This window comes from Lentilactobacillus sunkii DSM 19904 (assembly GCF_001435575.1).
GTDB classification, from domain to species: domain Bacteria; phylum Bacillota; class Bacilli; order Lactobacillales; family Lactobacillaceae; genus Lentilactobacillus; species Lentilactobacillus sunkii.
Window position 1 is genome coordinate 52,183 of sequence record NZ_AZEA01000004.1, and the last position, 25,169, is coordinate 77,351.

Annotated in this window: 24 protein-coding genes; 17 read left to right on the forward strand and 7 right to left on the reverse strand. The window is 42.4% G+C overall.

What is annotated here, in order from left to right; translation table 11 throughout:
* The first annotated feature begins 1 nt into the window (after position 1).
* From hisE to mnmA, 3 genes are all read left to right on the forward strand, one after another.
* The gene (gene hisE, locus FD17_RS04610) at positions 2 to 322 is read left to right on the forward strand and encodes a phosphoribosyl-ATP diphosphatase (RefSeq protein ID WP_057824068.1); all 321 of its coding nucleotides are present in this window, start codon (positions 2 to 4) and stop codon (positions 320 to 322) included.
* 2 nt (positions 323 to 324) lie between these two features.
* Positions 325 to 1,404 carry a histidinol-phosphate transaminase gene (hisC, locus tag FD17_RS04615; RefSeq protein WP_057824070.1) on the forward strand — a complete coding sequence of 360 codons (1,080 nt, stop codon included), beginning with the start codon at positions 325 to 327 and terminating at the stop codon, positions 1,402 to 1,404.
* 115 nt (positions 1,405 to 1,519) lie between these two features.
* Complete coding sequence (mnmA, locus tag FD17_RS04620; protein WP_057824072.1) at positions 1,520 to 2,644, forward strand: tRNA 2-thiouridine(34) synthase MnmA; 1,125 nt, start codon at positions 1,520 to 1,522, stop codon at positions 2,642 to 2,644.
* Between the two features lie 75 nt (positions 2,645 to 2,719).
* Here the strand turns inward: mnmA and FD17_RS04625 are convergent, their stop codons facing one another.
* A complete protein-coding gene (locus tag FD17_RS04625; RefSeq protein ID WP_057824074.1) occupies positions 2,720 to 3,115 on the reverse strand; it encodes an iron-sulfur cluster biosynthesis family protein in 396 nt (131 codons plus the stop codon).
* 144 nt (positions 3,116 to 3,259) lie between these two features.
* On the opposite strand from FD17_RS04625, the gene FD17_RS04630 reads away from it, so the two are divergent.
* The 8 genes from FD17_RS04630 (at position 3,260) to FD17_RS04665 (ending at position 11,761) form a co-directional block, all read left to right on the forward strand.
* Positions 3,260 to 3,916: a histidine phosphatase family protein gene (locus tag FD17_RS04630; RefSeq protein ID WP_057824076.1), complete on the forward strand. Its 657-nt coding sequence runs from the start codon at positions 3,260 to 3,262 to the stop codon at positions 3,914 to 3,916.
* A gap of 8 nt (positions 3,917 to 3,924) precedes the next feature.
* Complete coding sequence (locus FD17_RS04635) at positions 3,925 to 4,665, forward strand: tetratricopeptide repeat protein (RefSeq protein WP_057824078.1); 741 nt, start codon at positions 3,925 to 3,927, stop codon at positions 4,663 to 4,665.
* A gap of 27 nt (positions 4,666 to 4,692) precedes the next feature.
* Positions 4,693 to 7,173, forward strand: a complete 2,481-nt coding sequence (recD2, locus tag FD17_RS04640) for an SF1B family DNA helicase RecD2 (RefSeq protein WP_082617133.1) — start codon at positions 4,693 to 4,695, stop codon at positions 7,171 to 7,173.
* Between the two features lie 85 nt (positions 7,174 to 7,258).
* Positions 7,259 to 8,218, forward strand: a complete 960-nt coding sequence (locus FD17_RS04645; protein ID WP_057824080.1) for a ribose-phosphate diphosphokinase — start codon at positions 7,259 to 7,261, stop codon at positions 8,216 to 8,218.
* A 25-nt stretch (positions 8,219 to 8,243) separates the two neighbouring features.
* Positions 8,244 to 9,233 carry an aldo/keto reductase gene (locus FD17_RS04650; protein WP_057824082.1) on the forward strand — a complete coding sequence of 330 codons (990 nt, stop codon included), beginning with the start codon at positions 8,244 to 8,246 and terminating at the stop codon, positions 9,231 to 9,233.
* A gap of 119 nt (positions 9,234 to 9,352) precedes the next feature.
* Positions 9,353 to 10,360 carry a ribose utilization transcriptional repressor RbsR gene (gene rbsR, locus FD17_RS04655; RefSeq protein WP_057824084.1) on the forward strand — a complete coding sequence of 336 codons (1,008 nt, stop codon included), beginning with the start codon at positions 9,353 to 9,355 and terminating at the stop codon, positions 10,358 to 10,360.
* Between the two features lie 89 nt (positions 10,361 to 10,449).
* Positions 10,450 to 11,367 carry a ribokinase gene (gene rbsK / locus FD17_RS04660; protein WP_057824087.1) on the forward strand — a complete coding sequence of 306 codons (918 nt, stop codon included), beginning with the start codon at positions 10,450 to 10,452 and terminating at the stop codon, positions 11,365 to 11,367.
* Positions 11,368 to 11,542: 175 nt separating this feature from the next.
* Positions 11,543 to 11,761, forward strand: coding sequence for a hypothetical protein (locus FD17_RS04665; protein WP_057824088.1), 219 nt, complete (start codon positions 11,543 to 11,545; stop codon positions 11,759 to 11,761).
* Between the two features lie 169 nt (positions 11,762 to 11,930).
* Here the strand turns inward: FD17_RS04665 and FD17_RS04670 are convergent, their stop codons facing one another.
* The 4 genes from FD17_RS04670 to FD17_RS04685 form a co-directional block, all read right to left on the reverse strand.
* Positions 11,931 to 12,890 (reverse strand): ADP-ribosylglycohydrolase family protein, encoded by a 960-nt coding sequence (locus FD17_RS04670; RefSeq protein WP_057824090.1) that lies wholly within the window; start codon positions 12,888 to 12,890, stop codon positions 11,931 to 11,933.
* A 39-nt stretch (positions 12,891 to 12,929) separates the two neighbouring features.
* Positions 12,930 to 13,880 carry a diacylglycerol/lipid kinase family protein gene (locus tag FD17_RS04675; RefSeq protein ID WP_057824092.1) on the reverse strand — a complete coding sequence of 317 codons (951 nt, stop codon included), beginning with the start codon at positions 13,878 to 13,880 and terminating at the stop codon, positions 12,930 to 12,932.
* A 117-nt stretch (positions 13,881 to 13,997) separates the two neighbouring features.
* Positions 13,998 to 15,686, reverse strand: a complete 1,689-nt coding sequence (rnjA, locus tag FD17_RS04680) for a ribonuclease J1 (RefSeq protein ID WP_057824094.1) — start codon at positions 15,684 to 15,686, stop codon at positions 13,998 to 14,000.
* Entirely contained in the window at positions 15,683 to 15,904 is a 222-nt protein-coding gene (locus tag FD17_RS04685) for a DNA-directed RNA polymerase subunit epsilon (protein WP_013727552.1), read from the reverse strand. Before FD17_RS04685 ends, rnjA begins: the two co-directional genes overlap by 4 nt.
* Before the next feature lie 192 nt (positions 15,905 to 16,096).
* Here FD17_RS04685 and FD17_RS04690 point away from each other — a divergent pair, with 192 nt between their 5' ends.
* Positions 16,097 to 16,591 (forward strand): hypothetical protein, encoded by a 495-nt coding sequence (locus tag FD17_RS04690; RefSeq protein ID WP_057824096.1) that lies wholly within the window; start codon positions 16,097 to 16,099, stop codon positions 16,589 to 16,591.
* Between the two features lie 21 nt (positions 16,592 to 16,612).
* On the opposite strand, the gene FD17_RS04695 is transcribed toward FD17_RS04690, so the two are convergent.
* A complete protein-coding gene (locus FD17_RS04695) occupies positions 16,613 to 17,515 on the reverse strand; it encodes a helix-turn-helix domain-containing protein (protein ID WP_057824098.1) in 903 nt (300 codons plus the stop codon).
* Positions 17,516 to 17,614: 99 nt separating this feature from the next.
* Here FD17_RS04695 and FD17_RS04700 point away from each other — a divergent pair, with 99 nt between their 5' ends.
* A complete protein-coding gene (locus FD17_RS04700) occupies positions 17,615 to 18,895 on the forward strand; it encodes an MFS transporter (protein WP_057824100.1) in 1,281 nt (426 codons plus the stop codon).
* A gap of 254 nt (positions 18,896 to 19,149) precedes the next feature.
* On the opposite strand, the gene def is transcribed toward FD17_RS04700, so the two are convergent.
* Positions 19,150 to 19,716, reverse strand: coding sequence for a peptide deformylase (def, locus tag FD17_RS04705; protein WP_057824101.1), 567 nt, complete (start codon positions 19,714 to 19,716; stop codon positions 19,150 to 19,152).
* 289 nt (positions 19,717 to 20,005) lie between these two features.
* On the opposite strand from def, the gene pdhA reads away from it, so the two are divergent.
* From pdhA to lpdA, 4 genes are read left to right on the forward strand one after another with little or no spacing between them, the layout of a single operon-like run.
* A complete protein-coding gene (gene pdhA, locus FD17_RS04710; RefSeq protein WP_057824103.1) occupies positions 20,006 to 21,127 on the forward strand; it encodes a pyruvate dehydrogenase (acetyl-transferring) E1 component subunit alpha in 1,122 nt (373 codons plus the stop codon).
* Positions 21,128 to 21,129: 2 nt separating this feature from the next.
* Positions 21,130 to 22,107, forward strand: a complete 978-nt coding sequence (locus tag FD17_RS04715; protein ID WP_057824106.1) for an alpha-ketoacid dehydrogenase subunit beta — start codon at positions 21,130 to 21,132, stop codon at positions 22,105 to 22,107.
* Positions 22,108 to 22,142: 35 nt separating this feature from the next.
* Positions 22,143 to 23,486, forward strand: coding sequence for a 2-oxo acid dehydrogenase subunit E2 (locus FD17_RS04720; protein ID WP_057824108.1), 1,344 nt, complete (start codon positions 22,143 to 22,145; stop codon positions 23,484 to 23,486).
* A 7-nt stretch (positions 23,487 to 23,493) separates the two neighbouring features.
* Positions 23,494 to 24,918, forward strand: coding sequence for a dihydrolipoyl dehydrogenase (gene lpdA / locus FD17_RS04725; RefSeq protein ID WP_057824110.1), 1,425 nt, complete (start codon positions 23,494 to 23,496; stop codon positions 24,916 to 24,918).
* The last annotated feature ends 251 nt before the right edge of the window (positions 24,919 to 25,169 follow it).

Sequence of the window (25,169 nt, forward strand, 5' to 3'; positions counted from 1 at the left end):
TATGCAAGATTTAGACGAATTATATAAATTAATTTTGGAGAGAAAAAGCAACCCTGAAAAAGGGTCATACACAGATTACTTATTTACCAAAGGTTTGGACAAGATTCTCAAGAAAGTCGGTGAAGAGGCAACCGAGGTGGTGGTTGCCGCCAAGAACCCATCCGATCCTGATTTCATTCTTGAAGTGGCCGATTTGGCCTATCACGTTGAAGTTTTGATGGCTGAACGGGGAATTACCCCTGACCAGATTAAAAAGGAGCTTGCCGGACGCGAAGGTAAGCAAAGCATTACAAAGGATCGAAAAGAAATTAAGGAGTGGTAGGAATGGTCAAAGAAGCCGTCAAACACTTGGAACCATACGTTCCCGAATTAACTCTGGAGCAGCTTAAGCAGCAAAAGGGCTTGAAAAAGCTGGTCCGGTTATCGGCTAATGAAAATGCATATGGCACGTCACCAGATGTGGCAAAAGCATTGGACAAGTGGCATTACGCCGACTCAAATTTGTATCCGGACAGCAATGCCGAAGAGTTGAGGGAAATCATTGCTTCTCAGTTTGATATCAAACCGAATAAGCTGATTTTTGGGAATGGCTTGGATGAAATCATCGAACTTTTATCGCGGGTTATTTTGGAACCTGGGGATGAAGTCCTTGATCCGGAACCGACCTTTTCCGAGTATGCCCTTCATTCCGAGATTGAGGGCGCAAAACTTAAATCAGTTCCCTTGGATGAATCCGGCAGAATTGATTTAAATGCCTTGACTCGCGAAATAACGCCAAAGACAAAAATGATTTGGCTGTGCAACCCCAATAATCCAACTGGCACTTTTTTGGAGCCCAAGGCAATCCGGTCCTTTATTGCAGAAGTTTCCAAGTCGGTGACGGTGATTGTTGACGAAGCCTACATTGATTTCACAGGGAACGCGCGCGATTCAGTTGTTCCGTTGACGGCTGAGTTTGAAAATCTGGTGGTACTTCGGACATTTTCAAAAGCATATGGTTTGGCCAACTTCCGCGTTGGGTTTGCGATTTGTTCCGAGCCTTTGATTGGCTACTTACAGGCAGTTCGGCTACCGTACAACCTAAGCACCTTTGCTGAAATCGCTGCGACCGCTGCGTTTAAAGATCAGTCATTTGTAGCTGGTGCCGTAAAAAAGATTATTGATGAACGACAAAAATGGGAACATTTTCTGATTAAATCCGGACTCCCATTTTATGATTCCGCAACTAATTTTATCTTCTTTCAAGTAAAGGGTGGCGATGCAAATGCGCTTCACGAATTTTTGCTGGAAAACGGTTATTTACTTCGGAATGGTTTACGCAAGGACTGGCTGCGGGTTACAATCGGCCGACCGGAAGACAATCAGGCCGTTCAAACCCTGATCACCAAATTTCTTGGACAATAATTTTACTTACAAAAAGTAGCATTCATTTCGAGAATGCGTTAATATTAGTTTTACTGGAAATTACGACCTTCAACTCGTGGATTCTCCAGAATCTAATTGAAATGATGGTGGTTTTATGCAAGACAACAGTCAAACTCGGGTTGTTGTTGGTATGAGTGGGGGAGTCGACTCTTCTGTCGTCGCTTATCTGCTCAAACAACAAGGATACGATGTGATTGGCGTTTTCATGAAGAACTGGGATGATACTGATGAAAACGGCGTATGTACTGCAACCGAAGACTATAAAGACGTTGCTAAAGTCGCTAACCGAATCGGCATCCCATATTATTCTGTTAACTTTGAAAAGGAGTATTGGGACCGCGTGTTCACGTACTTCTTAGACGAGTATAAAAAAGGCAGAACTCCCGATCCTGACGTTATTTGTAATAAGGAAATCAAATTCAAAGCATTCTTGGATTACGCTTTGGAATTGGGTGCCGATTACATTGCAACCGGACACTATGCCCAATTGACTCGTGATGCAGATGGTCATAACCATTTACTCCGGGCATCCGATGGCAACAAGGACCAGACATACTTCCTGAGTCAACTTTCCGCAGAACAGCTTGACCGCGTCATGTTCCCAATTGGCAACCTGGTTAAGCCTGATGTTCGAAAGATTGCCCGTGAAGCAGGTTTGGCAACTGCTGATAAGAAAGATTCGGTTGGAATTTGTTTTATTGGCGAAAAGAACTTTAAAAACTTCCTTGGCCATTATCTGCCTGCAACTCCAGGTAAGATGATGACGGTTGACGGCGAAGTTAAGGGTCAACACGATGGCTTGATGTATTACACAATCGGCCAGCGTCGCGGACTTGGAATCGGTGGTGATGGTGTTGACAACCAGCCATGGTTCGTTGTCGGTAAAGATTTGAAGAAGAATATTTTATACGTTGGCAAGGGTTACCACAATCCGTTGTTGTATGCTGATTATCTTGAGGCATCAGACATTCATTGGGTTAACAACCTTGACCGCGGCAAAGATTTCCACTGCACAGCCAAGTTCCGTTATCGTCAAAAGGATACCGGCGTGACGGTTCATATCAGTGATGATGGCAAATCTGTTCGGGTTGATTTTGACGCTCCGGTTCGGGCAATTACACCTGGACAGGCTGTTGTATTCTATGATGGCGACGAGTGTCTTGGATCAGCAATCATTGACGCTGCTTACAAGCAGGCAAAAGAGTTGCAGTATGTATAGTCAAAATAAAAAAGTTGACGTTTTTCGTCAACTTTTTTATTTTGCTCAATATTCATATCTCTTTACACAATTTAATCAGCAGCCGGAACTGCTGGCAGTCATTCCTTTTTTGAATGCTGCCAACACATCGGCTCCTTTTGTAATTTGAACGGCGCCGTCGAGTAACTCTGCGTCATCACTGAGACGAATGCTGTTTGCTTGAAAATCCATCTTCAGGCCCTTTCCTAAAAAGGTTAGGTCATAGTTTGAAGTATAGAAAGGCAAGCCGGCATTGTTTTCTAATTTAACCGGGTAGGCCGGATCCGGAGCATGTATAATAACGATGTTGAAGTTTGCGCCAATGGTACATGCGCCGCCTTTTAACGAGTACTTGCCGCCACCGTCGTCTGCAATTAAGAGCAGGGTTTGATTCTGGAAGCGCGGGCCATTAAGCAGATGGATCATTGAATCTGATAATTGAATTTTTGCCATAAAAAATCACCTCTAATTACATTGTACACAACCAGTCAAGAAGTAAAAGCTAATTTTTAATTAGAAATATGGTGATGTTTTTGAAATCAGGCGATTTTCCTGTCATAATGTAAGAAGCTAAAATTAGTTTTGGAGGAATGCAATTTGACTAAGTTGTACTTTGTTCGGCATGGCAAAACAGAATGGAACCTTGAAAGCCGCTATCAAGGTGCTGGTGGCGATTCACCGTTACTTCCCCAAAGCTATGATGAAATGGATATGTTGGGGAGGCATTTTCAAAAAGTGGCGTTTGCCCACATATATGCCAGTCCAATCAAGCGAGCCCGGGTAACTGCTGCGCGAATCAACCGCAAATTAAAGAAACACGTGAAGATTTCTTTACTGTCACGGCTGGAAGAATTTCATTTGGGAAAAATGGAAGGCCAGAAATTTGCCGATGTTGAGCAGCAATATCCCGAAGAATTCGAAGATTTTCGAAACCATCCCGATTTGTATAATCCAAAGAATATTGGCGGTGAAAGCTATCGGGATGTCATTAATCGGATGACCCCGGCAATCAGTGCGATTGTCAAGGCATATCCGAATGACAATATTATGATTGTCAGTCACGGTGCCGCGTTAAACGCTGAGATCAACGCTTTACTCGAAGTGCCACTCCCAGACCTACGAAAACGCGGTGGCCTTGCCAACACCAGCACGACTATTTTGGAAAGTACTGATGGCGGACAATCCTATCAGTTGATTGACTGGAACGATACCAGTTATTTGAACAAAAAATTAGACCCGACAGATTTGGTATAGGTGACGATATGGCAAATAATTCTGATAAAATCAAAAAATTACAAAAACAAAATCAGGAAAATCAGCGTAATTATACTAAGAAACGTGAAGCGGAAGAAGCCAAGGCTAAAGCTGCCATTCATAAGCTGGTTGAAAAGGTCGATCGAGATCCCAACAATTACCATCACTACTATGATTTGGCAACTTTTCTGGTGGAAGCAAAGGATTATGAACAGGCTGAGGAGCTTTTGATGAAGGCGCTCGGCTTATTTGATAAATCTTCTCAAGATGTTAAAGACACGCTGAGGTTTGGGCTTGGAAATGTGTACTATGCCGCAGAAGAGTACGACAAGGCCATTAAGATCTTTCAAGAGATTAACGACAAGAAGCTCCAAGCTGAATCCTATATTATGCTTGCCCAAAGTTATATGGCAAAAGGTGATAACAAGCGGGCAATGGTTTTCGCGCTGTCTGCTCAAAGTGCCAGACATGACGATCCGGATGTGAACCAGATGATCGGCGATAATTTATTGGCACTCGGTAACTTTGCCCAGGCTGCCGGCTTTTATGACATTGTATTAAAAGCCGAACCAGAAAACGGCAAGGCTAACTTTAACCGCGGACTGGTGGCAATGGTTAACGGCGAAGACTTTGAAAAATACTTTGCGAAGGCCAAACAGTCTGATCCTGATTATTTTAACAAAGGTCAGCAGAAGCTTAAGGATATTGAAAAAGTTATTCAAATTAACAAAGATAAGAAACAAAAGTAATACTTAAGATGAACAAGGAGGACCGTCTTGGACCGTTCAATGGATTTATTTGGCTCAGAACAAAATAATCACGAACCACAATATGTTGATGGCCGATTAAAGGCGATCTTCTTTTCGAGTAACGACAGTTTTTACAAAGTCGTTCTGGTTGAAATTACTGATACAAATGTTAATTGGCCGGAAGAAGAAATTGTTGTCACTGGGAATTTTGGTGACTTGGTAGAAGAAAACAGTTACCACTTCACTGGCAAATTGGTGGACCATCCCCGTTACGGCAAACAGTTTCAGGCCGCCAATTACACCAGTGTCATTGCAACGACTCGCGAAGGGGTCGTCAAATATTTATCCGGTGACCAATTTCCGGGAATCGGTAAAAAGACTGCTGAGAGAGTTGTCGACGTTTTGGGCGATGATGCAATCGAAAAAATAACGGCTGACAGTCGGGTCCTTGATGATGTGCCAATCAGTCCAAAATTACGAACAGCAATTGTTGAAAATCTAAATACCGATGATAACTTGGAAAAAGTGATTGTCGGGCTTAACAGCTATGGTTTCTCCAGTGCGATCGCTTCGGCAATTTATCAAAAATACCATGAAGACGCCTTGAAAATTATTTCAGAAAATCCTTATCAACTCGTTGAAGATATTGACGGGATCAGCTTTAAAAAGGCCGATGCCATTGCGTTGAGATTAGGAATTGTCCCTGATTCCAACGAGCGCATTCGGGCTGGACTGATGTATGCGATTGATGAATTGTGCCTGCAAAACGGGGATACCTATACGACCACGGCACCTTTGATTGAAACAGCCACCAGCGTTTTGGAAGGCAATTCCGATCAGCGGATTCCCGGCAAAAAACTGGCCGAAAGCTTGGTGGAGCTTGCCAAAGAAGGCAAGGTTGTCGGCGAAGAGAATCGAATTTATTTAACCCGGTTGTACAATGCCGAGGTTCAAATTGCCGATCATTTAAATCGAGTGATTAAAAACAAAGACGACGAAGGCAGGCTCAAAGAAGATACCATTAAGAAGCAGCTTCGAGTCGTTGAGACCCAATTTGACATCAATTATGATGATTCTCAAGTTGCTGCCATTGTTCAGGCCATTCAGTCACCTGCATTTATTTTGACTGGTGGACCCGGTACTGGTAAGACCACGATTATCAACGGTATTGTCAACACTTATGCCCGTCTGCACGAGTATTCTTTGGACATCAATTCATATAAGGACAAGCCGTTTCCAATCGTACTTGCTGCGCCAACCGGTCGTGCAGCCAAGCATATGACCGAATCAACCGGGCTGCCGGCCAGTACAATTCACAGGCTTCTCGGATTGAACGGACGGGAGTCCAATGACACAGTTGGAACCAAGGACATTGAAGGTGCGCTGTTGATCATTGATGAAATGTCGATGGTAGATACTTACTTATTTAGATCATTAGTTCGAGCAATTCCCAACCACATGCAGGTGGTTCTGGTGGGAGATCAGGATCAGCTGCCTTCAGTTGGCCCGGGACAAGTCTTCCACGATTTGCTGGTATCAAAGCAGATTCCAGCCATGCAACTCAACACCATTTATCGGCAGGAAAAAGGCTCATCCATTATCCAGCTGGCACATGATATCCATCGTGGCGAGCTATCAGATGATTTTACGAAGAATCAATCGGATCGCTCATTTATTCCCTGCAATGAATACCAGATATCGTCGGTTATTGAGCAGGTAACTAAACGGGCCAAGCAAAAAGACTTTGGTCTGATGGATGTTCAAGTCCTAGCACCAATGTATCGTGGTCGTGCCGGAATTGACCGACTGAACGATGTCGTCCAACAGGTCTGGCAGGGGGATGTTACAGGCAAAAAGTCTGTGACCATCCGTGAGCACACCTATCGGATTGGTGATAAAGTGCTCCAATTAGTGAATAACCCTGAGCAAAATGTCTTTAACGGTGACATCGGAATTATCGTCGCCATGGAGGCCGTTAAAGGTCAAAAGACACCCAATAAAATTACGATCGATTTCGATGAGACTGAAGTCACATACGAAAAAAATGAATGGACCCAGTTTACTTTGGCATACTGTACGTCAATTCATAAAGCCCAAGGTAGTGAGTTCAAGATGGTGATCTTACCGATTGTCCGTCAATTTTCACGGATGCTGCAGAGAAATCTCCTATACACTGCCGTGACTCGGGCCAGCGACTTTTTGATTATGCTGGGTGAAAAAGAAGCCTTTGAGCAATGTGTTCGAAGTGTTTCCGTGAACCGGCAGACCAGTTTGGTCAAACGATTGGTTGACACAGTTGGTCTTACGTCGGAAACCAGTGTTGTCGATGTGAACTCGAGTGCTGAGGATGGTGACTCGGATAAAGAAGTTCAACCGTCTGGGACTGAAAATAATGACCTGCAAGCCGACATCCCCGACCATTTAACCACTGAAGTGATCAACCAAAGCAGGATTGACCCAATGATTGGAATGGATGATGTCACTCCTAAAGACTTTATGAAGTCTTAGCAATATCAGGGAAAACTTATAAAGTTCAGACTAAATTATGTTAAAATTTAAATAAATAGGTAAAGAAGAATACTTGGAGGATATCATGGCCGAATCAAAAACGCATCCCAATCTTAAATTATTTTCTTTGAGTTCCAACCATCACTTGGCTGAAGAAATTAGTAAGGCAGTCGGTGTGCCCCTTGGTAAAGCAACTGTAGAAAAGTTCAGTGATGACGAAATCAAGATTAGTGTTGATGAAAGTATCCGGGGCGACGAAGTGTACATCATTCAGTCAGTTTCCGATCCTGTCAACTCCAACTTGATGGAGTTACTGATTATGGTAGATGCTGTGCGTCGAGCAAGTGCAAAGTCAATCAACGTCGTCATTCCTTATTATGGATACTCACGGGCTGATCGGAAGGCTCGTTCAAGAGAGCCGATTACAGCTAAATTAGTTGCTTCATTTTTAGAGATGGATGGTGTTGACCGTGTAGTTGCACTTGATCTTCATGCTGACCAGATCCAGGGCTTCTTCAATATTCCTGTCGACCATTTGAAGGCCGATACTTTACTGGCCCATTACTTTATCACAACCCATCATAGTTCAGACGTTGTGGTTGTTTCACCAGACCATACCGGTGTTTCCCGTGCCAGAAAGTTTGCCGAACTCTTAAACGCTCCGATTGCGATTATTGACAACCGTTCTCCGGAAGATTCGACAACTGTTCCTGAATCGGTTATCGGTAATGTCAAAGGAAAACGGGCAATCATTGTTGATGACATGATTGATACCGCATTTAAGCTGACAATTGCAGCAGAGACCTTGAAGAAGGCCGGGGCAACCGATGTCTTTGCAATTGCAACCCATGCGGTCTTCTCGGGGGATGCTCAACAGCGTCTTCAAGACTCACCTATCAAAAAGGTGATTGTGACAGATTCAATTAGTATTTCCAAAGCCGATCAATTTGAAAAGCTTGAAGTCGTTTCAGTCGGCCAATTATTTGGCGAGGCGATTTCGCTGATTCATAATCATAAATCAGTCGGTCGGCTGTTCGGAAGATAAAATATTTTACGAGGTGGATTAATTTATGTATAAGGCAAATGACGATCGTTATGAAAACGCAGTAGTTCGCAGAGCTGGAAATTCCGGACTGCAATTACCCGCACTATCATTCGGATTGTGGCACAGTTTTGGCGATGATGCCAATTACGGCGACAGTGAAAAAGTCATTTTGAAGGCCTTTGACCTGGGAATCTTTAGTTTTGACAACGCGTACAATTACGGTCCCGGTTCTGGTGCTGCAGAGCGGATGTTCGGTGAGGTTTATCGGGCTAATCTCAAACCATATCGGGATGAATTAGTGATCACGACTAAAGCCGGTTTCAACATGTGGCCCGGCCCTTACGGAAACTTTTCATCAAAGAAGACCCTGGTCAATGCTTTGGATGGCAGTTTGAAACGGATGGGTTTGGACTATGTCGACGTCTATTACAGTCATCGATTTGATCCAAATACCAGTCTTGAAGAAACTGCCGAAGCTCTGGATGAAATTGTTCGTTCAGGTAAAGCTTTATACATTGGGATTTCCAACTATAATTCAAAACAAACTGCAGAGATTATTAAATACTTTAAAGAACTTCATACACCATTTGTAGTCAACCAGGCTTCTTATAACATGTTGAATCGTGGTGTTGAAGACGATGGCCTGCTGGATACATTGAGCAGCAATAATAAAGCCTTGGTGGCATATGGTCCACTCGCTGAAGGGTTGTTGACTGATAAATATCTCAATGGCATGGATGACGACGTTAAGATTCACTGGAGTAACGAATTTGTCATTAAGCATGGCAAAGACGAATTAGTAAAGAAACTCAATGAATTAAATGACATTGCAAAGAACCGCGGTCAAAATTTGGCCCAGATGTCTTTGGCTTGGCTGCTGCATGATAAGACAGTTGCCAGTGTCGTCACGGGCGCTTCCAAGATCAATCATCTTGAGGACAACATGAAAGCACTCAAGAATCTTGACTTTACGACGGATGAACTCGAAAAAATTGATAAAATTGTTAAAGAATAGTTTGGAAAACAACTAAATACACTGTATAAATTGAGCGTTAAATTGGGATTAAACCGGTTTAATGCTTTTTATTTGTTATAATCTAGACAAAGACATTTGACTGTGAATGGAGAATAAATATGACAAAGAAAGTGACAATTACAGACCTTGCAGCGCGGGCAAAGGTTTCCGTAACAACCGTTTCTCAGATTTTGAACGGCAAAGCTGCCAGATTTAGCAGTAAAACCGTTGAAAAGGTCAAACAGCTGCAACAGGAAATGGGTTATGTTCCGGATTTCAATGCACAAAGTTTGATTAGAAAAAGCGGTCGGACAATTGGGGTTTTGGTTCCTAACATCAACAACCCGTTTTTTAGTCAGTTTTTGCGGGGAATTGAGGCCGAAGCAATTAAGCAGGACTATGTACCGCTTATTTTTGGCTCTAACAACAGCGAGGAGCAGGAGACACACTATCTCTTTGAATCTGTCAGAAGGGCCGCAGACGGCATGATAATCGCTTCTGCGGTGTCTGATATTAACTATATTGATAATATTTTAAATCAAAACGGCATTCCCTATATTTTGATCGATCAAGCCCCAGTCGTTAAGGGTGATCGAGTGGAAGCAAATAATCAAAAAGGCGGTCAATTGCTGGCCGATTATTTGATCAAGAAAGGGCATACCAACGTTGTCGTGGTGGGTGCTGAAAAGCCGACTCTCAATCTTCAGGAACGGCTGGAGGGATTTGCTGACGTGTATCAGAAAAATGGCACACCAATCGCCGATGACCGAATCATTACCACTCAGATGACTAAAAAGGGCGGATATGCTGCCACAGCCGCTGTTTTGGCAATGAAGCCAACTGCGATTTTTGCCATCAACGACGAAGTTGCTATTGGGCTTTATCGCGGTATTGAAGAAGCGGGATTAAAGATTCCGGACGATATTTCAATCGTCGGATACGATGATATTGATTTGAGCGCGTATATTTTTCCAAAGTTGACCACTGTTCATCAACCAGCTTTTGAAATGGGAAGCAGTGCAGCTCAGTTGATTATCAAGCGGATTGAGGATCATAAAGAGCCCCTTCAACAGGTTTCACTTCCAGTATTGCTGATTGATCGAGACAGTGTTCGGTCAATTGGATGAGTTCCGGAAGTTGTGAATCTAACGAAGATTTGGTAAAATTTAGTTAAAGGTTTTAGCACACCATACAAAAGGGTTTATAGGAGGTCATTATGACAAACAAAGTGGTTGTTCTTGGCAGTTTAAATGTTGATACAACATTGCTTATTAATCAAATGCCGAAACCGGGCGAGACTATTAGCGCAATCAGCAAAACAAATTCAGCTGGTGGAAAAGGTGCCAATCAAGCTGTCGCCGCTGCCCGTTCTGGCGCCGTTACCAGCTTTATTGGGCAAGTCGGTGATGATAGTAATGGTCAATTTATGATCGATGCCTTAAAAAATGATGACATCAATACAGATCACGTCGCGGTTGACCATGAGAACGGCACTGGATCGGCCGTTATCCTGCTGGATAGCGATGGGCAAAACAGTATTATGGTATACGGCGGTGCCAATCAGGCGATGCAGCCGGCCACCATCAGTAACAGTGAAGCATTAATTGCTGACGCCGATATTTTGATCGCCCAATTTGAAACACCACAGGCAGTGACGTATGAAGCCTTCAAATTAGCCAAGAAGCACAATGTGACCACCATCTTAAATCCTGCACCGGCCTCTAAAATAATTGACGGGTTGTTGGAAGTGACCGACCTGGTCGTTCCAAATGAAACCGAAAGCACAACGTTAACCGGCCTCGAAGTGGATGATATTGAGACAATGAACACGAATGCTGAAAAGTTTGCTGAAATGGGTGTCCATCATTTAATTATCACTGTTGGTGCCCGTGGTGCGTATTATCACACGCCGGATGACAGCGGATTTGTTCCGGCTTTTAAAGTCAAAGCCAAGGATACAACCGCAGCTGGTGACACCTTCATCGGTGCCTTCAGTGCCAAGGTCAAAAAAGATTTGTCAAATATGCAGGATGCACTGGTATACGCTCAGCAGGCGTCATCAATTACAGTTCGACGACTGGGGGCCCTGCCTTCAATTCCAACCGAAAAGGAAATCAAAGAAGAATACAAGTAATTTTTTATCAAATTCGTGGAATAAACTTCTTTTTTCGTAAACTGTTGCTTTCTTGAAAATTTTCTGGTAGTATATCCAGACGTTAGCAGGAAGTTAATAAATGTTAACATTTCTGCGTCAAGAAAGAATCGTTGATTAACAAATTCAAATTTCACTTTCAAAGGAGTTTATAGCTATGAGCAATAAGTTAGAAATTCTGAGAGAATACCAAAAGGCGTCCTCGAAGCTTGATCAATTAAAGTCCCAAGAAGCAGACAAGATCAAGTCTACCTCAGTGAATACGAGTTCTACCCAAGTAATCACACCACAGTTTGGAAACGAAATGACCCATTTGAATGAAGAGTGTATGCAGCTGAACATGATTCTCGAAGCAATGGATGCTTCAGAAGATTAGTGGCTGTTTAAAAGACGGTATCGTTACATGACGATGCCGTCTTTTATTGTGTGGACTTGTGTATGCCCTCATGTTAAAAATGATGATATATCAAAAGGCCACTGGTACAATCCTGAATTGGATTAAAACCAGTGGCCTTTTTTTATGGATTGTGACGATATTGAGCTGATTAAAAGTAGTCGGATAATAAGGCAACCGATACAGCAATCTTGATTTGATTTCTGCCCTGAAGCTTTGATAGCCAGTTCTCCGGGAATGTCACCGGAGCGAACAGCAGCGAAGCCAACATTGACGTAATTGAACCGATCGTATCGGCATCACTCCCTAAATTGACGGCTTTTGACACGGCAACGTTATATTGCTCGGAATTCATCAGACACCAAAAAACGGTGTTGAGGGTCGCAATCACATCACTGGACGGTTTTATTTTGGTACTGGATTGTCTTAAGAAGTGAGACTCCTCTAATTGCTCAAAAAAGGGCACCTGAGCGGCGAATTCTTCTTTCGAGCGGTAATAGTCCAGGGCTTCTTTAACGGCTCTCAGCATGGCATATTTGTTGGGATTTTGAATCAACCTGATAATGACGTTTGTTAAGATTCCTGAACCAATAAATGTTTTTGGTGTTCGATTGGTGATAGCAGTGTAATCGTGAATCATTTTGACGGTGGCATCATCAAAAGTGTACTGTCGATTTTTGGTCAAAATGAAGAACGCCAATGGCATTAACCGTTTGAGCGCAGTGTTATTGTTATCTGAGTCCAGGGTGCCGCCGCACAATATCGGTTCAACACCGCTTTCGAAGCGTTTGATGGCTTCTTTGGTGGTCTCGTCGACGTCATATGCCCGATTAAAGGGGGTATAGTCTCCCAAATGGTACCATTGCGAGTACCGCATCATCAGATCATAAAGATTGTATCCAAAAGTTAAGCTAACTAAAGCCGCAATTGACATTGACGTATCATCCGACCATGTGCCGGCCGGCACCCCGGTAGCTTGGTGATCTACCATTTGGTTAACGGGTTCGTCAAAGGGATTGCTTCTGGTATCATGTTGAATCGGAAAGCCAAGTGCGTCTCCCAAAGCAACTGCTGTTAGTGATTGAAATAGTAGGTAGCTCGTTGAATACATGGTATTACCTCGTCGTTAGTTTTCGCGGTTGGAAAATGGTTATCGAATCCAAAATGGATACTTGACGGTTTCAAGCATGAGATTGTAAGTTCGTTCACCGAGCTCTTCACCATCAATTTGACCGTATCGATTACCATTTGTTTTTATAAACAGCTGTTTTTCATGGTAATGATGTATAAATTTGAGTCGTAGGTGTCTCTTTAAAAATATCATAGATATAAATAAAATCAATTGCCAAATGGACGGTTTTTCGACGAGCACCAGGTCCAAATGGTCGTCTAACGCCGACGCAGTGGGAACAATATTGATTCCACCACCAAAATAAGAAATATCAGTTGTTGTTAACAAAAAGGTGTTTTTGAATGTCTTTTTAGTTAAATCTGTACCCGAAATTTCTGTGTAGAAGCCTTTAAAATTGTTAATGACGTTTAATATAGCCGCCATGTATGAAAATTTGCCAAAGAATGGATTACTTTTTAGTGATGAATGGTTGGCAAGATGAACCACATTGGCATCAAAGCCAATTCCAAAGTTATTGGTAAAAAAACCGTCTGTGTGATTATCCAGATCAGTATAATGGCCGACATTGATTGTAGTTGGTTCTTTGCAGTTCAGAATATTTGTCAGAGCTTTCTCCCAGCGCAGCGGAATCTTCATGCCACGGGCAAAATCGTTCCCTGATCCAATCGGCAAGAATGAAATTGGAACTTGATTTTCATTGGGATGAGTTTCGTAGTATCGTTTGCAGCCCAGAAGCGTTTCGTGGAGAGTTCCATCCCCGCCGGCAGCAACAATAACTGCGTCCTTTTGATGAGTTGCGTCAATTCGACTGAGAATTTGTTCGGCCAATTCGACTGCGTGGTCCGCGTATTCGGTATATACGGCCTTGTATGAAACATTGGCTGCAGCAAGCCGCGCTTTGATGTCCGGCCATACTTTTCTGGCATTATTGCCACCTGCAAATAAATTGATAATAATAAAATATTTCATCTGAAATGATGCCCCCGGGTTAATATGTTTGATTCAATCACATATTATGTAAAAAAACTTGAGGATCAGATATAAAAATATCCGGTTCTCAAGCTTTCTGATTAGTCACGTTAAGTTTTATTGTTCTTTACCATTCATGATTAACATTGGTAAAATCATCGGATGTCTTTCAGTCTTGTCATAAAGAAATTCCTGAAGATCATCAATAACGGCGCTTCTAATAGAAGACTCAGTTGCTTTCTTAGCGCGCATTGACTTTCTAATGGTCTTAAATACTCTACGGCGACCTTCATCAAGGAGCTCACCGGATTCACGCATGTAGACGAAACCACGTGAGAGAATATCCGGACCGGATTGGATTTCTTGATTATCAAGATTGATTGTGGCAACGACCACGACAATTCCTTCTTCGGAAAGCAGCTGTCGATCACGTAAAACAACGTTACCGACATCACCAATTCCACTGCCGTCAATGTAAACGTCACCGGCAGTGAAGTGACCAGCCATTCGTGCATTATCTTTTGAAAGAGCCAAAACGTCACCATTTTGCATGATGAAGCTGTGATCCAACGGCACACCACATTGTTCAGCGAGTTCCGTATGGATTTTGAGCATTCTGTACTCACCATGAATTGGCATGAAGAACTTCGGCTTCATCAGGCGTAACATTAACTTCTGTTCTTCCTGGCCACCATGACCGGAAGTATGAATGTTGTTAACCCGGCCATGAATCACATTGGCGCCGGCTTCTTCAAGCTTGTTAATGACACTGTTAACGCTGGTTGTGTTTCCTGGAATTGGGTTACTCGAGAAAATAACCGTATCGCCAGGCTGAATTGAAATCTGGCGGTGGGTACCATTGGCAATCCGTGAAAGGGCAGCCATTGGTTCACCTTGAGATCCGGTACATAAAATCAGGGTCTTATTAGCTGGAAGCGACTGCAGTTCGTGTGCGTCAACGAATGCATCATCCGGAATATCAAGATATCCCAATTCACGTCCGTTAACGATGGCTGCATCCATGCTTCGACCAAAGACAGCAATCTTACGTCCATGGGCCATGGCATTATCACAAGCCGTTTTTATCCGTGAAATATTAGAAGCAAATGTTGCAAAAATAATTCGCTCCTGAATATTGTCGAAGATATGGGCAATTGAATTTCCAACCCATTTTTCAGAGTGGGTCCAGATTGGCTTTTCGGCATTGGTACTGTCAGACATCAAACAAAGAACGCCTTCAGCACCCAATCGGGCCATCTCTTGTAAATCAGGCGGCTGGTTGGTCACTGGTGTGAGGTCGAACTTATAATCACCAGTTTCCACAATCACACCGACCGGGGTATGAACGGCAATTCCGACAGTGTCTGGAATTGAGTGGGTGGTTCTGAAGAATGAAACCTTCATTTTTCGGAACTTAAGAACGGACTTGTCGCTAATTTCGTGTAATTCAACGGAATTCAGCAAGCCGTGTTCTTCCAATTTATTTTTGATAAGCGCCATCGCAAGTGGTCCGGCATAAATAGGGACGTTTAAGACCTTCATCAAATATGGGACACCGCCGATATGATCTTCGTGACCATGGGTGATGACCAAAGCTTTGATCTTATCCTTATTTTCAACCAGATACTGATAGTCTGGAATCACATAATCGACACCCAACAGGTCATCCTCAGGGAATTTGATTCCCGCATCAATCAAAATGATTTCATCTTGAAATTGGATACCGTAAGTGTTTTTACCGATTTCGCCCAAACCACCAACGCCATAGATAGCTGCTTCGTTATTCTTGACGTTTAGTTTTTTCATTTATTATTAAACTCCGTTACTTTGTAATCAGGACTACTTTGCTCATATTCCAAGTGCTTTCCTTGGAGGGGCTCGATGAATTCAATATCGTAATCGGTATTGTCTTCAACAAGTGCGTGAGCTTCAACTTCTGTGTCGGCCTCAACATAGAGTGAATGAGTCGTTTCCCGGCGAGGGCTTTCCTTTTTGCTGGGTTGATATAAAACCTTCCAAATCATAAAAAAACTCCTTTAAAATTATACAATTTTTTTGCAGAAACTCGAGGTTTCCTTACGGACAAGTGGTTGTGAAAACACAACTAATAACGATATTCTAACATAATCTAAAAAATAAGTATATAAACATGAAAGTAATCAGCAAACCGCAATGCATGGTAAAATTGAATCAATGAAAAGAAATGGGGCTCGGTTATGAACGTTGATTTAATCATTCAGATTATCATTGGATTGGTTGCGGCGTTTGCTGTTTATAATTTAATCCATTATATATTTGTAACTAGACCGGGAAGAAAACGGCTGGCACTGGCACAGCGAATCGCCAACGAAGCAGTCAAATCTTCTATTAGCAAATTGGTTGAGCAGGAAGTTCTGCTGCCCTTTGACGAAAATGATCTTAAATCTGAGGATATTGCCGAAGTTTGGGGCAGGGGCGTTATGGCCTTTGAGTATCATCTGGCTGGTGAAAAAATTAAAGATTCAATTCCTGAATTCAGAAAGTCATTGTCACACTCTCTTGAGCAATATGGTGACGATCATCATATGCACGCCCATGCCGATGATGCCGACAGGCCCGCGTTTATGGTGACGGATGTCTGGCAGCTCGACGACCGGGTGCATTTTGATGTTGCTTATTTGGTGAATACAACGACGATCGAGTACGTGGATGATTTGAAGAGACTACATTAATTAAGCGGTTGAGGATGATCCTCAATCGGTTTTTTGTTCACGTCGATATTTATCAGCCAATTTTTGACGGACTTTTAAAATAGCTAATAAATTGTGGTCGATGGTTGGCGAATACAGTTCTTCCAAGTCCTTTAATGTGTTAATGATTTTGTTGGCTTTTTGGGGATTACCAAAGTAAAGGTTCCATATTGCAATAATGACTTGTTCACTGAGACGACCGTTCCACGTCAAATTATATCGGTTCACCGAGGTTACTTTGGTCAACAGTTTCTTGGCAGCATATGGATTGTCGATGTTCAACTGAATTTGGATCAAACTTAGGTACATCCCCATCAATGCATCAGTGATATGAAACGGATCATTGTTGGATAAAATATAATTTTGACAATTATTTTCAAAACGATTCACAATTTTGGGGATCATGCTCAATTCATTTTTGCTGGCAGCAATTGGCAGCAAAATACTAGCATCTTTGATTTCTTGAATGGTCCATGTTTTTGACTGGAATAATTTGTTCCATAGATCATTCATAGCAGAAGTCACAATAAAATCTTTGGAATGATAAGCATCTAATAATATTTGTCCAGTTACAGCAATTGACCGAAAATTAGGTTGACTGCTGTTTTTATTCTCGTTAATTATTTTTCCCATTTCTTGAAGGTTGTGGACATCATAGGCAGCATCAAGTTGATGGCGTAATTCCTGGCTTTTGGATTGGTGATAATCATTTTGGATGAATCTGAATTCATCTGCAGACATTGACAAATTATCCAGAACCATAAATAGTTTTTCAGATCCAATCTCGTTGATACCATTTTCAAATCGACTGGCGAAAGATTTGGATATAATACCGGAATAGACTTCCAAAGAAGTTAAACCTTTGATTTTACGGATTTCTCTGACAGTTGGGCCAATTTTTTTCATTAACTTTCTCCTAGTTGCGTATATGCAATACATTTTACCTCGGATGGCTTCAAAGTGGTAGTAATCTTCAATTAATCAAAATTGAAGAAGGTCCTGCAAATGAAAATTAGCAATCACGAATCAAACGTACAAATTTTAAAGGATGTTTCAAGTAATCTTATCAGTACTTTTTGCGGCGACATGTTCTCCTTTGCTCTGGGCCTCATGCTGCTCCATGCAACCGGGATGTCATTGAGCTTTGGATTATCAATGATTATCATGCCAATTGTGACGTTGATCGGGTTGGTGCCAATTGGGAATTTAGTTGACACTTATCGACACAAACACATTTTGGTCATCAGCTTGATGGTCCGGATTATTGCTCTTGTTATATATGCGATAACCATCGGTCATTTCAATGGGACGGGGAAGTTGGGACCAACAATCATCTTTTTAGCAGTCAATTACGTTTCGGTTAACGTCTCCAATTCAGGGTACACAGCTTCTGTTCATGAATTAGTGAATACAAGCCACATTCAAAGGCTCAATTCACTGAGCCAGGCTGCCTCATCATTTGCCTCAACGTTTTCTCCGGTTATTGCCGCTTCATTATATGTTCTGGTCGGATTCCGGTCGTTTATTATTTTTCAATTGGCAGCCCACACCATTGCTTTGATCATACTGGTATCCATGCACTTTCATTATGCAAGCACACCTAAGAAGGAATTGTCGGTTTCACACGAATCACAGCTTGGAAAGTTTAAATTGGGCTTACAATATCTGATGTCTCACAAGTTCTTGAGATATTTAATCTGTGTGGCACTGTTCTTGAACTTCATCTTCGCTGTCACGAATGTGGGGTTACCGTTTATTGTTGTTCAACATTTACATCTGGGTAATCTGACACTTGGAATATTGAACTCCGCGGATGCAGTGGGGATGTTGGCGGGAAATTTGATCATCAGTATGGCACCTGAAATCAAGCAGTTGGCAAAAATTCTTGCGACGACCATGTGTGTCATCGGTTTTGCCCTCTGTGGGATTGGTTGGTTGTTTATTGCTGATCCAAGTATGTGGACCGTGAGAATCATTGGGGCTTTAATGGTGTTTTCAGTTGGCATGTCATTAGCCTTCATGAACACACCGTTTGGCATTTATATGCAAAAGACCGTGCCGACAAGTTTGATGGGGCGGGTTTCTTCAACAGAGATGTCGTTGAACATGATATCCATTCCCATCGGAACCGTTTTTTATTCATTCATTTTTCAGCTTTTTCCAAATGGGTTTGTCTTCATTGCTTCGGGTATCTTGATGCTTGGTGTTACTGGTTTAACAATGCCAACGTTCATCCATACCCGGATGCCCGATCAAGATGAGGATGTGGAGATGGAAAAAGAATAATCATTTAAAAATTTGATTGATTAATAAGCAAAACATTTTGTTTGCAAGTATTATGAAAAAAGCATTGATTACTTACAAAAAATACATTAATTATTGATTCACAATGTATTACAAAAGGAGCTTGCCTCGGATTTATAAGGCAAACTCCTTTTTGTTTGGCTGCTTTAATAAGTGCCTTTCTTCTATATATTGACAACTTGATTCGATGGTTGACATGATCAGATTGGTTGGGATCACCTGTGATCATAAATCTGTTAATAAATAAAGATTTCATCGTCCGTCTTAGCGAACGGATTGTCCTTATTAATATGATCATAGAATAATGTGCCGTGCAAATGATCAATTTCATGTTGGCAGACAATTGCCGGATAATTTTTTAAACGGACCTTGTGTTCTTGACCGTCGACGTCTTGGTACTTCAGGGTAATTCTGGCAGCACGGGGAACGTATCCTTGAATATCTTTGTCAACTGACAAACAGCCTTCACCTTCAGTCAACGCACCACGCTGAACTGAGTTCGATACGATGACCGGGTTAATGATGACATCTTTGAAAAGCGGTTTGCCTTTTTCATCTTCATCCTCACTTGGTACCAAAACCGATGCCATCATTTCTGAGACACCGACTTGTGGGGCTGCCAGGCCAACTCCTGCACGCAGACCTAATTTTTGACATTGCTCTGGGTCCTGACTGACTTCAAGATATTCCATGAGGTCATGTGCCAGTTGTTTATCATCTTTACTCAATGGAAATTTGACTTGTTGGGCTTGTTTGCGGAGAACCGGATCTCCATCTCGTACAATATCTTTCATTAAAAACACGCTAAAGACCTCCGAAAATAGTTTAATCATTAATTCAGCAACTTCTATTCTAACTTAATTCTAAGAAAAAAACTATATTCACAAAGTTGATGTTTTTTCACAAACTATACTCCCGCAAGCGGTTTCAACCCAAATTTTGTCAAGTGTAAATTATATTCAAAAAAGTTGGTTTCATAACAATGAAAGGGCTTGCAAACGTTCGTGAAAAATGCTAAATTTAACTTGTGGTTTAGAAGTGATCAGTTTGTACATCACAAGTCTAGCTTTACAGGAAAGGAAAGTGTTATCTATGGCAGCAAAGAGTAAGCATGTTGTTGATTTTGCCAAGATCAAATCAACGATGAGCGATCCGTATAAGAAACCAGTTCAAGTTATCGATGAAACCGGGAAAATAGTTAATCAAGAATTATTTGACCAATTCAGTGATGATGAACTAGTTACGCTGATGGAAAAGATGGTTTGGGAACGTGCATTGCATGAACAAACAATGAACTTTTCACGTCAGGGACGATTAGGTTTCTATGCTCCAACATTTGGTGAGGAAGCTTCAGAGATGGGGATTGCTCACGCAATGAAGAAACAAGACTACCTATTCCCAGCATATCGTGATTTACCACAATTAATCCAACACGGTGCAACCGTTAAAGAGGGTTACTTATGGTCAAAAGGTCACTATCAAGCTTATGACTACGTACGTCGCGGTGTACGTGCATTTATCCCACAAATTATTATCGGTGCTCAGTATGTTCAATCAGCTGGTGCTGCATTAGGAATTAAGAAGAACGGTGAAAAAGATACCATCGCTTACACATTTACCGGTGATGGTGGTACTTCACAGGGTGACTTCTATGAAGGAATCAACTTCGCAAGTTCATTCCAAGCACCAGAAGTATTCTTCGTTCAAAATAACGGCTGGGCAATTTCAGTTCCACGGAAGACTCAAACCGCTGCTGAAACCTTGGCACAAAAAGGTGTTGCTTCAGGTGTTCCTGGCGTCCAAGTTGACGGTATGGATATTCTCGCAACATACTTGGTTGCAAAAGAAGCTCGTGACTTCGCAGTTGCCGGCAATGGTCCAGTATTAGTTGAAACATTGACTTATCGTTTCGGTGCCCACAGTTCAGCCGGTGATGATCCTAGTCGTTACCGTACTAAAGAAGAAGAAAAACCATGGTTCGACCGAGACCCACTAATTCGTTTGAGAAAAGTTTTGACTGACAAGAAGCTTTGGGATCAAGACAAAGAAGACAAATTGGTAGCCCAATATAAAGATGAATTCAAGGAAGCAATGAAAGATGCCGAAGCTGCTCCTAAGCAAAAGGTTAGTGACTTCTTGAAGCATACGTTTGAAGTTCCAACCCCAGATGTTGCAGCTGACATTAAGAAATTCGAAGCAAAGGAGTCGAAGTAATCATGGCTAAAATGACATATATTAAAGCAATTACCAACGGACTTGACCAAGTATTACAAGACGATCCGAAGACTCTGATTTTTGGTGAAGATGTTGGTAAAAACGGTGGTGTGTTCCGTACTACTGAAGGACTTCAAGATAAATATGGCGAAGACCGGGTATTCGATACACCATTAGCTGAATCAGGAATTTTAGGAATGTCAATCGGATTGGCATTGACTGGCTGGCGTCCAATCCCAGAAATTCAATTTATGGGATTCACAATGGAAGCCGTTGACTCAATTGGCGGTCAAATGTCACGTAACCGATTCCGTTTCTCAGGTGACGTTACAATGCCTATTACCATCAGAACACCATTTGGTGGTGGTACTCATACCGCTGAACTTCACGGTGATTCACTTGAAAACCTGTTCATTGGGATCCCCGGATTACGTGTTGTAACCCCAGCAAATCCTTATGATGCAAAAGGAATGGTAATCTCAGCCGTTGAAAACAACGACCCAGTATTATTCATGGAAAACTTGAAGCTTTATCGTTCAATGAAGGATGAAGTTCCAGATGGCCATTATACTGTTCCCCTAGACAAGGCAAATGTTGTTCGTGAAGGATCTGACATTACCGTTGTTGCTTACAGTGCCGAAGTTAACGAAGCACTCAAGGTAGCAGATAAATTAGAAAAAGAGAACATCTCTGTTGAAGTTATTGACTTACGTTCATTATCACCAATTGATGACGCAACTATCTTTGCTTCAATCGACAAGACTCATAAAGTAGTGATCGCTCAAGAAGCACAGGCTATGGCTGGTGCCGGAGCTAAAGTAGCTTCAGACATTGCTGAAAACGACATTATGTCATTGGATGCACCAATTGGCCGAGTATCTGCTCCAGACAGCATCTTCCCATTTGCTATGGCTGAAAATTATTGGCTTCCAAATGCTGACGATATTGAAGCTAAAGTACGAGAAATTTTAAACTACTAAAATTCTAATTTGTAACAGAAAGGAAGTTAGATCCCATGGCTTATAAGTTTAAACTACCAGAAATGGGAGAAGGTATCACTGAAGGTGAAATTGCTACCTGGGATGTAAAGGTTGGCGACACTGTCAAGGAAGACGATCCGTTAGTAGAAATTCAAAACGATAAGTCTGTCCAAGAAATGCCATCTCCAGTTGCTGGAACCATTAAGAGTATTGAAAAGAAGGAAGGGGAGACCGCTGAAAAAGGTGACGTTTTAGTTGTCATCGATGATGGATCTCCTGACGAACCTGACGATTCAGCTCCTGCAGCACCTGCAAAAGAAGAAGCTGCTCCAGCTAAAGAAGAAGCACCTGCTCCAGCTGCTGCCGCACCAGCCCCAGCCGCTGCACCAGCTCCGGCTGCAGTTACTGCTGCACCAGCTGCATCAAATCCAAATGCCATTGTGAAAGCAATGCCATCAGTCCGTCAATATGCACGTGACAAGGGTGTTGATATCACAGCGGTTCCTGCTACAGGGAATCATGGTCAGATTACCAAAGCTGATATTGACAGCTTCAATCCAGCCGCTGCTCCAGCTGCAACTGCTGCTGCACCTGCAGCATCCGCAGCTCCTGCCGGCGAAGCAAAAGCTGCCGCTGGACAATCAGTTGCTCCTTGGAAGTCAGATCAACCTGATCTTGAAACTCGTGAACCAATGTCACCAATGCGTAAGATCATTGCCAAGGCAATGCGTACGTCTAAAGACATTGCACCTCATGTAACTTCATTTGATGATGTTGAAGTTAGTGCATTAATGGCTAACCGTAAGAAGTACAAGCAAGCAGCTGCTGACCAGGATATTCATTTGACATTCTTACCTTACATCGTTAAGGCATTGGTTGCCGTTATGAAGAAGTATCCTGAGTTCAACGCTTCGATTGATGACACTACTCAAGAAATCGTTTACAAGCATTACTTCAATGTTGGTATCGCAACAAACACTGATCATGGTTTGTATGTACCAAACATTAAGAATGCTGATTCCAAGGGTATGTTTGAAATTGCTAAAGAAATTACCGACAACACTCAAGCTGCTTACGACAACAAGCTTGGCCCAGATACAATGAAGGGTGGTTCAATTACCATCAGTAACGTTGGATCAATTGGTGGCGGCTGGTTCACTCCAGTTATCAACCAACCTGAAGTTGCTATCTTAGGTGTTGGTAAGATTGCCAAGGAACCATACGTTGATCCTGAAGACGGCGAAATCAAAGTTGGCAGTGTGCTGAAACTTTCATTGAGCTATGATCACAGATTAATTGATGGTGCCCTTGCACAAAATGCTTTGAATTACATGAATCAATTGCTTCATGATCCAGCAATGCTGTTGATGGAAGGATGATCGAATAATGGCTGATGTTGAAAAGAAAGAAACAGTAATTATCGGAGCTGGCCCTGGTGGCTACGTTGCCGCAATCCGTGCATCCGAATTAGGACAAAAAGTAACACTGATTGAAAAATCAGATACACTTGGCGGTGTTTGTTTAAACGTTGGTTGTGTTCCTTCCAAAGCTTTGATCGCTGCTGGGCATCGTCTGCAGGAAGCAAATGATGCTTCGACGTATGGAATTACGACTCAACCAGCTTCAATCGATTTTGCCAAGACACAAGACTGGAAGCAAAAGAAGGTTGTTGACCGAATGACCAGCGGTGTTAAGATGCTGCTGAACAAGCACAAGGTTGAAATCATTCATGGAGAAGCTGTTCTGGACAGTGATACTCAGTTACGAGTAATGCCGACAGGACCACAACAATTCATGAGTGCAGATACTGGAACGACCATTCAGTTTGACAACTTAATCATTGCCAGTGGTTCACATCCAATTGAAATTCCTGGATTCAAGTTTGACGGTCGGGTTGTTGACTCAACCGGCGGCTTGAACCTTCCGGAAATTCCAAAAGAATTCGTTGTTATCGGTGGTGGATATGTTGGTACCGAATTAGCTGGCGCTTATGCCAACTTGGGTGCTCATGTAACCATTATTGAAGGATTGGATTCTATCTTGAATGGATTCACCAAAGATATGGTTTCGTTGGTTGTTAAGAACTTGAAGAAGAAGGGCGTTGACATTCATACCAGTGCCAAAGCAATTTCTTCAAGTCAGGATGACAACAGTGTTTCTGTAACGTACGAAGAAGATGGCAAACAAACAACCATCAAAGCTGACTACTGCATGGTAACTGTTGGTCGTCGTCCTAATACTGATGATCTCGGCTTGGAATACACCAAGGTTAAAGTTGACGATCACGGAATTGTTCAAACTGATGATCAAGGCAGAACTGATTCAGAACATATCTTCGCAATCGGAGATATTGCGTCAGGTCCTGCATTGGCTCATAAAGCATTCTTCCAAGGCAAGGTTGCTGCCGGTGCAATTTCCGGTAAGAACACAGCAAATGATTATGTCGGTGTTCCTGCGGTCTGCTTCTCAGATCCAGAAATCGCTGTTGTTGGTATGACTCAAGCACAGGCCAAGGATAAGGATATTGAAGTTTCGACTTCGAAGTTCCCATTCGCAGGTAACGCTCGTGCCGTATCACTCGACGAAGCTGAAGGATTTGTTCGTTTAATCTTCACCAAAGATGACAAGACCATCGTTGGTGGCGAAATCGTTGGACCAGGTGCAAGTGATTTGATTGCCGAATTAAGTTTGGCAGTTAATAGTCACATGAATGTTGAGGACATTGCCCTTACCATTCATCCACATCCAACTTTGAGCGAACCAATTCAAGAAGCTGCTGATGTTGGATTAGGATTCCCAACGCATATTTAAAAAAAGTGTGCGACAAAACCCGGGTTGACCCCGGAGTGTAACGCAAGAAAGCCAGCGATGAACTTGTTCATCGCTGGCTTTTTTGTGTTACACAGTAGGGGTCAGGGTTGTCGGAGCATAGCTCAAAAGCTGAAGGCAGCTGGATATAGGATAACAATGCAAAGAGCAGAAATATCATTTTTCAGAGTTCTGGATCGTCCCCCAGTAGTCTAGCCAGGCTTTCAGCCACTGCGTTCACAAATAGACTTTAA

What these genes read in the sequence shown, in the direction of transcription:
- hisE (WP_057824068.1), top strand. Translation starts at nt 2, where the DNA reads ATGCAAGATTTAGACGAATTATATAAATTAATTTTGGAGAGAAAAAGC.
- hisC (WP_057824070.1), top strand. Translation starts at nt 325, where the DNA reads ATGGTCAAAGAAGCCGTCAAACACTTGGAACCATACGTTCCCGAATTA.
- mnmA (WP_057824072.1), top strand. Translation starts at nt 1,520, where the DNA reads ATGCAAGACAACAGTCAAACTCGGGTTGTTGTTGGTATGAGTGGGGGA.
- FD17_RS04625 (WP_057824074.1), bottom strand. Translation starts at nt 3,115, where the DNA reads ATGGCAAAAATTCAATTATCAGATTCAATGATCCATCTGCTTAATGGC.
- FD17_RS04635 (WP_057824078.1), top strand. Translation starts at nt 3,925, where the DNA reads ATGGCAAATAATTCTGATAAAATCAAAAAATTACAAAAACAAAATCAG.
- FD17_RS04645 (WP_057824080.1), top strand. Translation starts at nt 7,259, where the DNA reads ATGGCCGAATCAAAAACGCATCCCAATCTTAAATTATTTTCTTTGAGT.
- FD17_RS04650 (WP_057824082.1), top strand. Translation starts at nt 8,244, where the DNA reads ATGTATAAGGCAAATGACGATCGTTATGAAAACGCAGTAGTTCGCAGA.
- rbsR (WP_057824084.1), top strand. Translation starts at nt 9,353, where the DNA reads ATGACAAAGAAAGTGACAATTACAGACCTTGCAGCGCGGGCAAAGGTT.
- rbsK (WP_057824087.1), top strand. Translation starts at nt 10,450, where the DNA reads ATGACAAACAAAGTGGTTGTTCTTGGCAGTTTAAATGTTGATACAACA.
- FD17_RS04665 (WP_057824088.1), top strand. Translation starts at nt 11,543, where the DNA reads ATGAGCAATAAGTTAGAAATTCTGAGAGAATACCAAAAGGCGTCCTCG.
- FD17_RS04670 (WP_057824090.1), bottom strand. Translation starts at nt 12,890, where the DNA reads ATGTATTCAACGAGCTACCTACTATTTCAATCACTAACAGCAGTTGCT.
- FD17_RS04675 (WP_057824092.1), bottom strand. Translation starts at nt 13,880, where the DNA reads ATGAAATATTTTATTATTATCAATTTATTTGCAGGTGGCAATAATGCC.
- rnjA (WP_057824094.1), bottom strand. Translation starts at nt 15,686, where the DNA reads ATGAAAAAACTAAACGTCAAGAATAACGAAGCAGCTATCTATGGCGTT.
- FD17_RS04685 (WP_013727552.1), bottom strand. Translation starts at nt 15,904, where the DNA reads ATGATTTGGAAGGTTTTATATCAACCCAGCAAAAAGGAAAGCCCTCGC.
- FD17_RS04690 (WP_057824096.1), top strand. Translation starts at nt 16,097, where the DNA reads ATGAACGTTGATTTAATCATTCAGATTATCATTGGATTGGTTGCGGCG.
- FD17_RS04695 (WP_057824098.1), bottom strand. Translation starts at nt 17,515, where the DNA reads ATGAAAAAAATTGGCCCAACTGTCAGAGAAATCCGTAAAATCAAAGGT.
- FD17_RS04700 (WP_057824100.1), top strand. Translation starts at nt 17,615, where the DNA reads ATGAAAATTAGCAATCACGAATCAAACGTACAAATTTTAAAGGATGTT.
- pdhA (WP_057824103.1), top strand. Translation starts at nt 20,006, where the DNA reads ATGGCAGCAAAGAGTAAGCATGTTGTTGATTTTGCCAAGATCAAATCA.
- FD17_RS04715 (WP_057824106.1), top strand. Translation starts at nt 21,130, where the DNA reads ATGGCTAAAATGACATATATTAAAGCAATTACCAACGGACTTGACCAA.
- FD17_RS04720 (WP_057824108.1), top strand. Translation starts at nt 22,143, where the DNA reads ATGGCTTATAAGTTTAAACTACCAGAAATGGGAGAAGGTATCACTGAA.
- lpdA (WP_057824110.1), top strand. Translation starts at nt 23,494, where the DNA reads ATGGCTGATGTTGAAAAGAAAGAAACAGTAATTATCGGAGCTGGCCCT.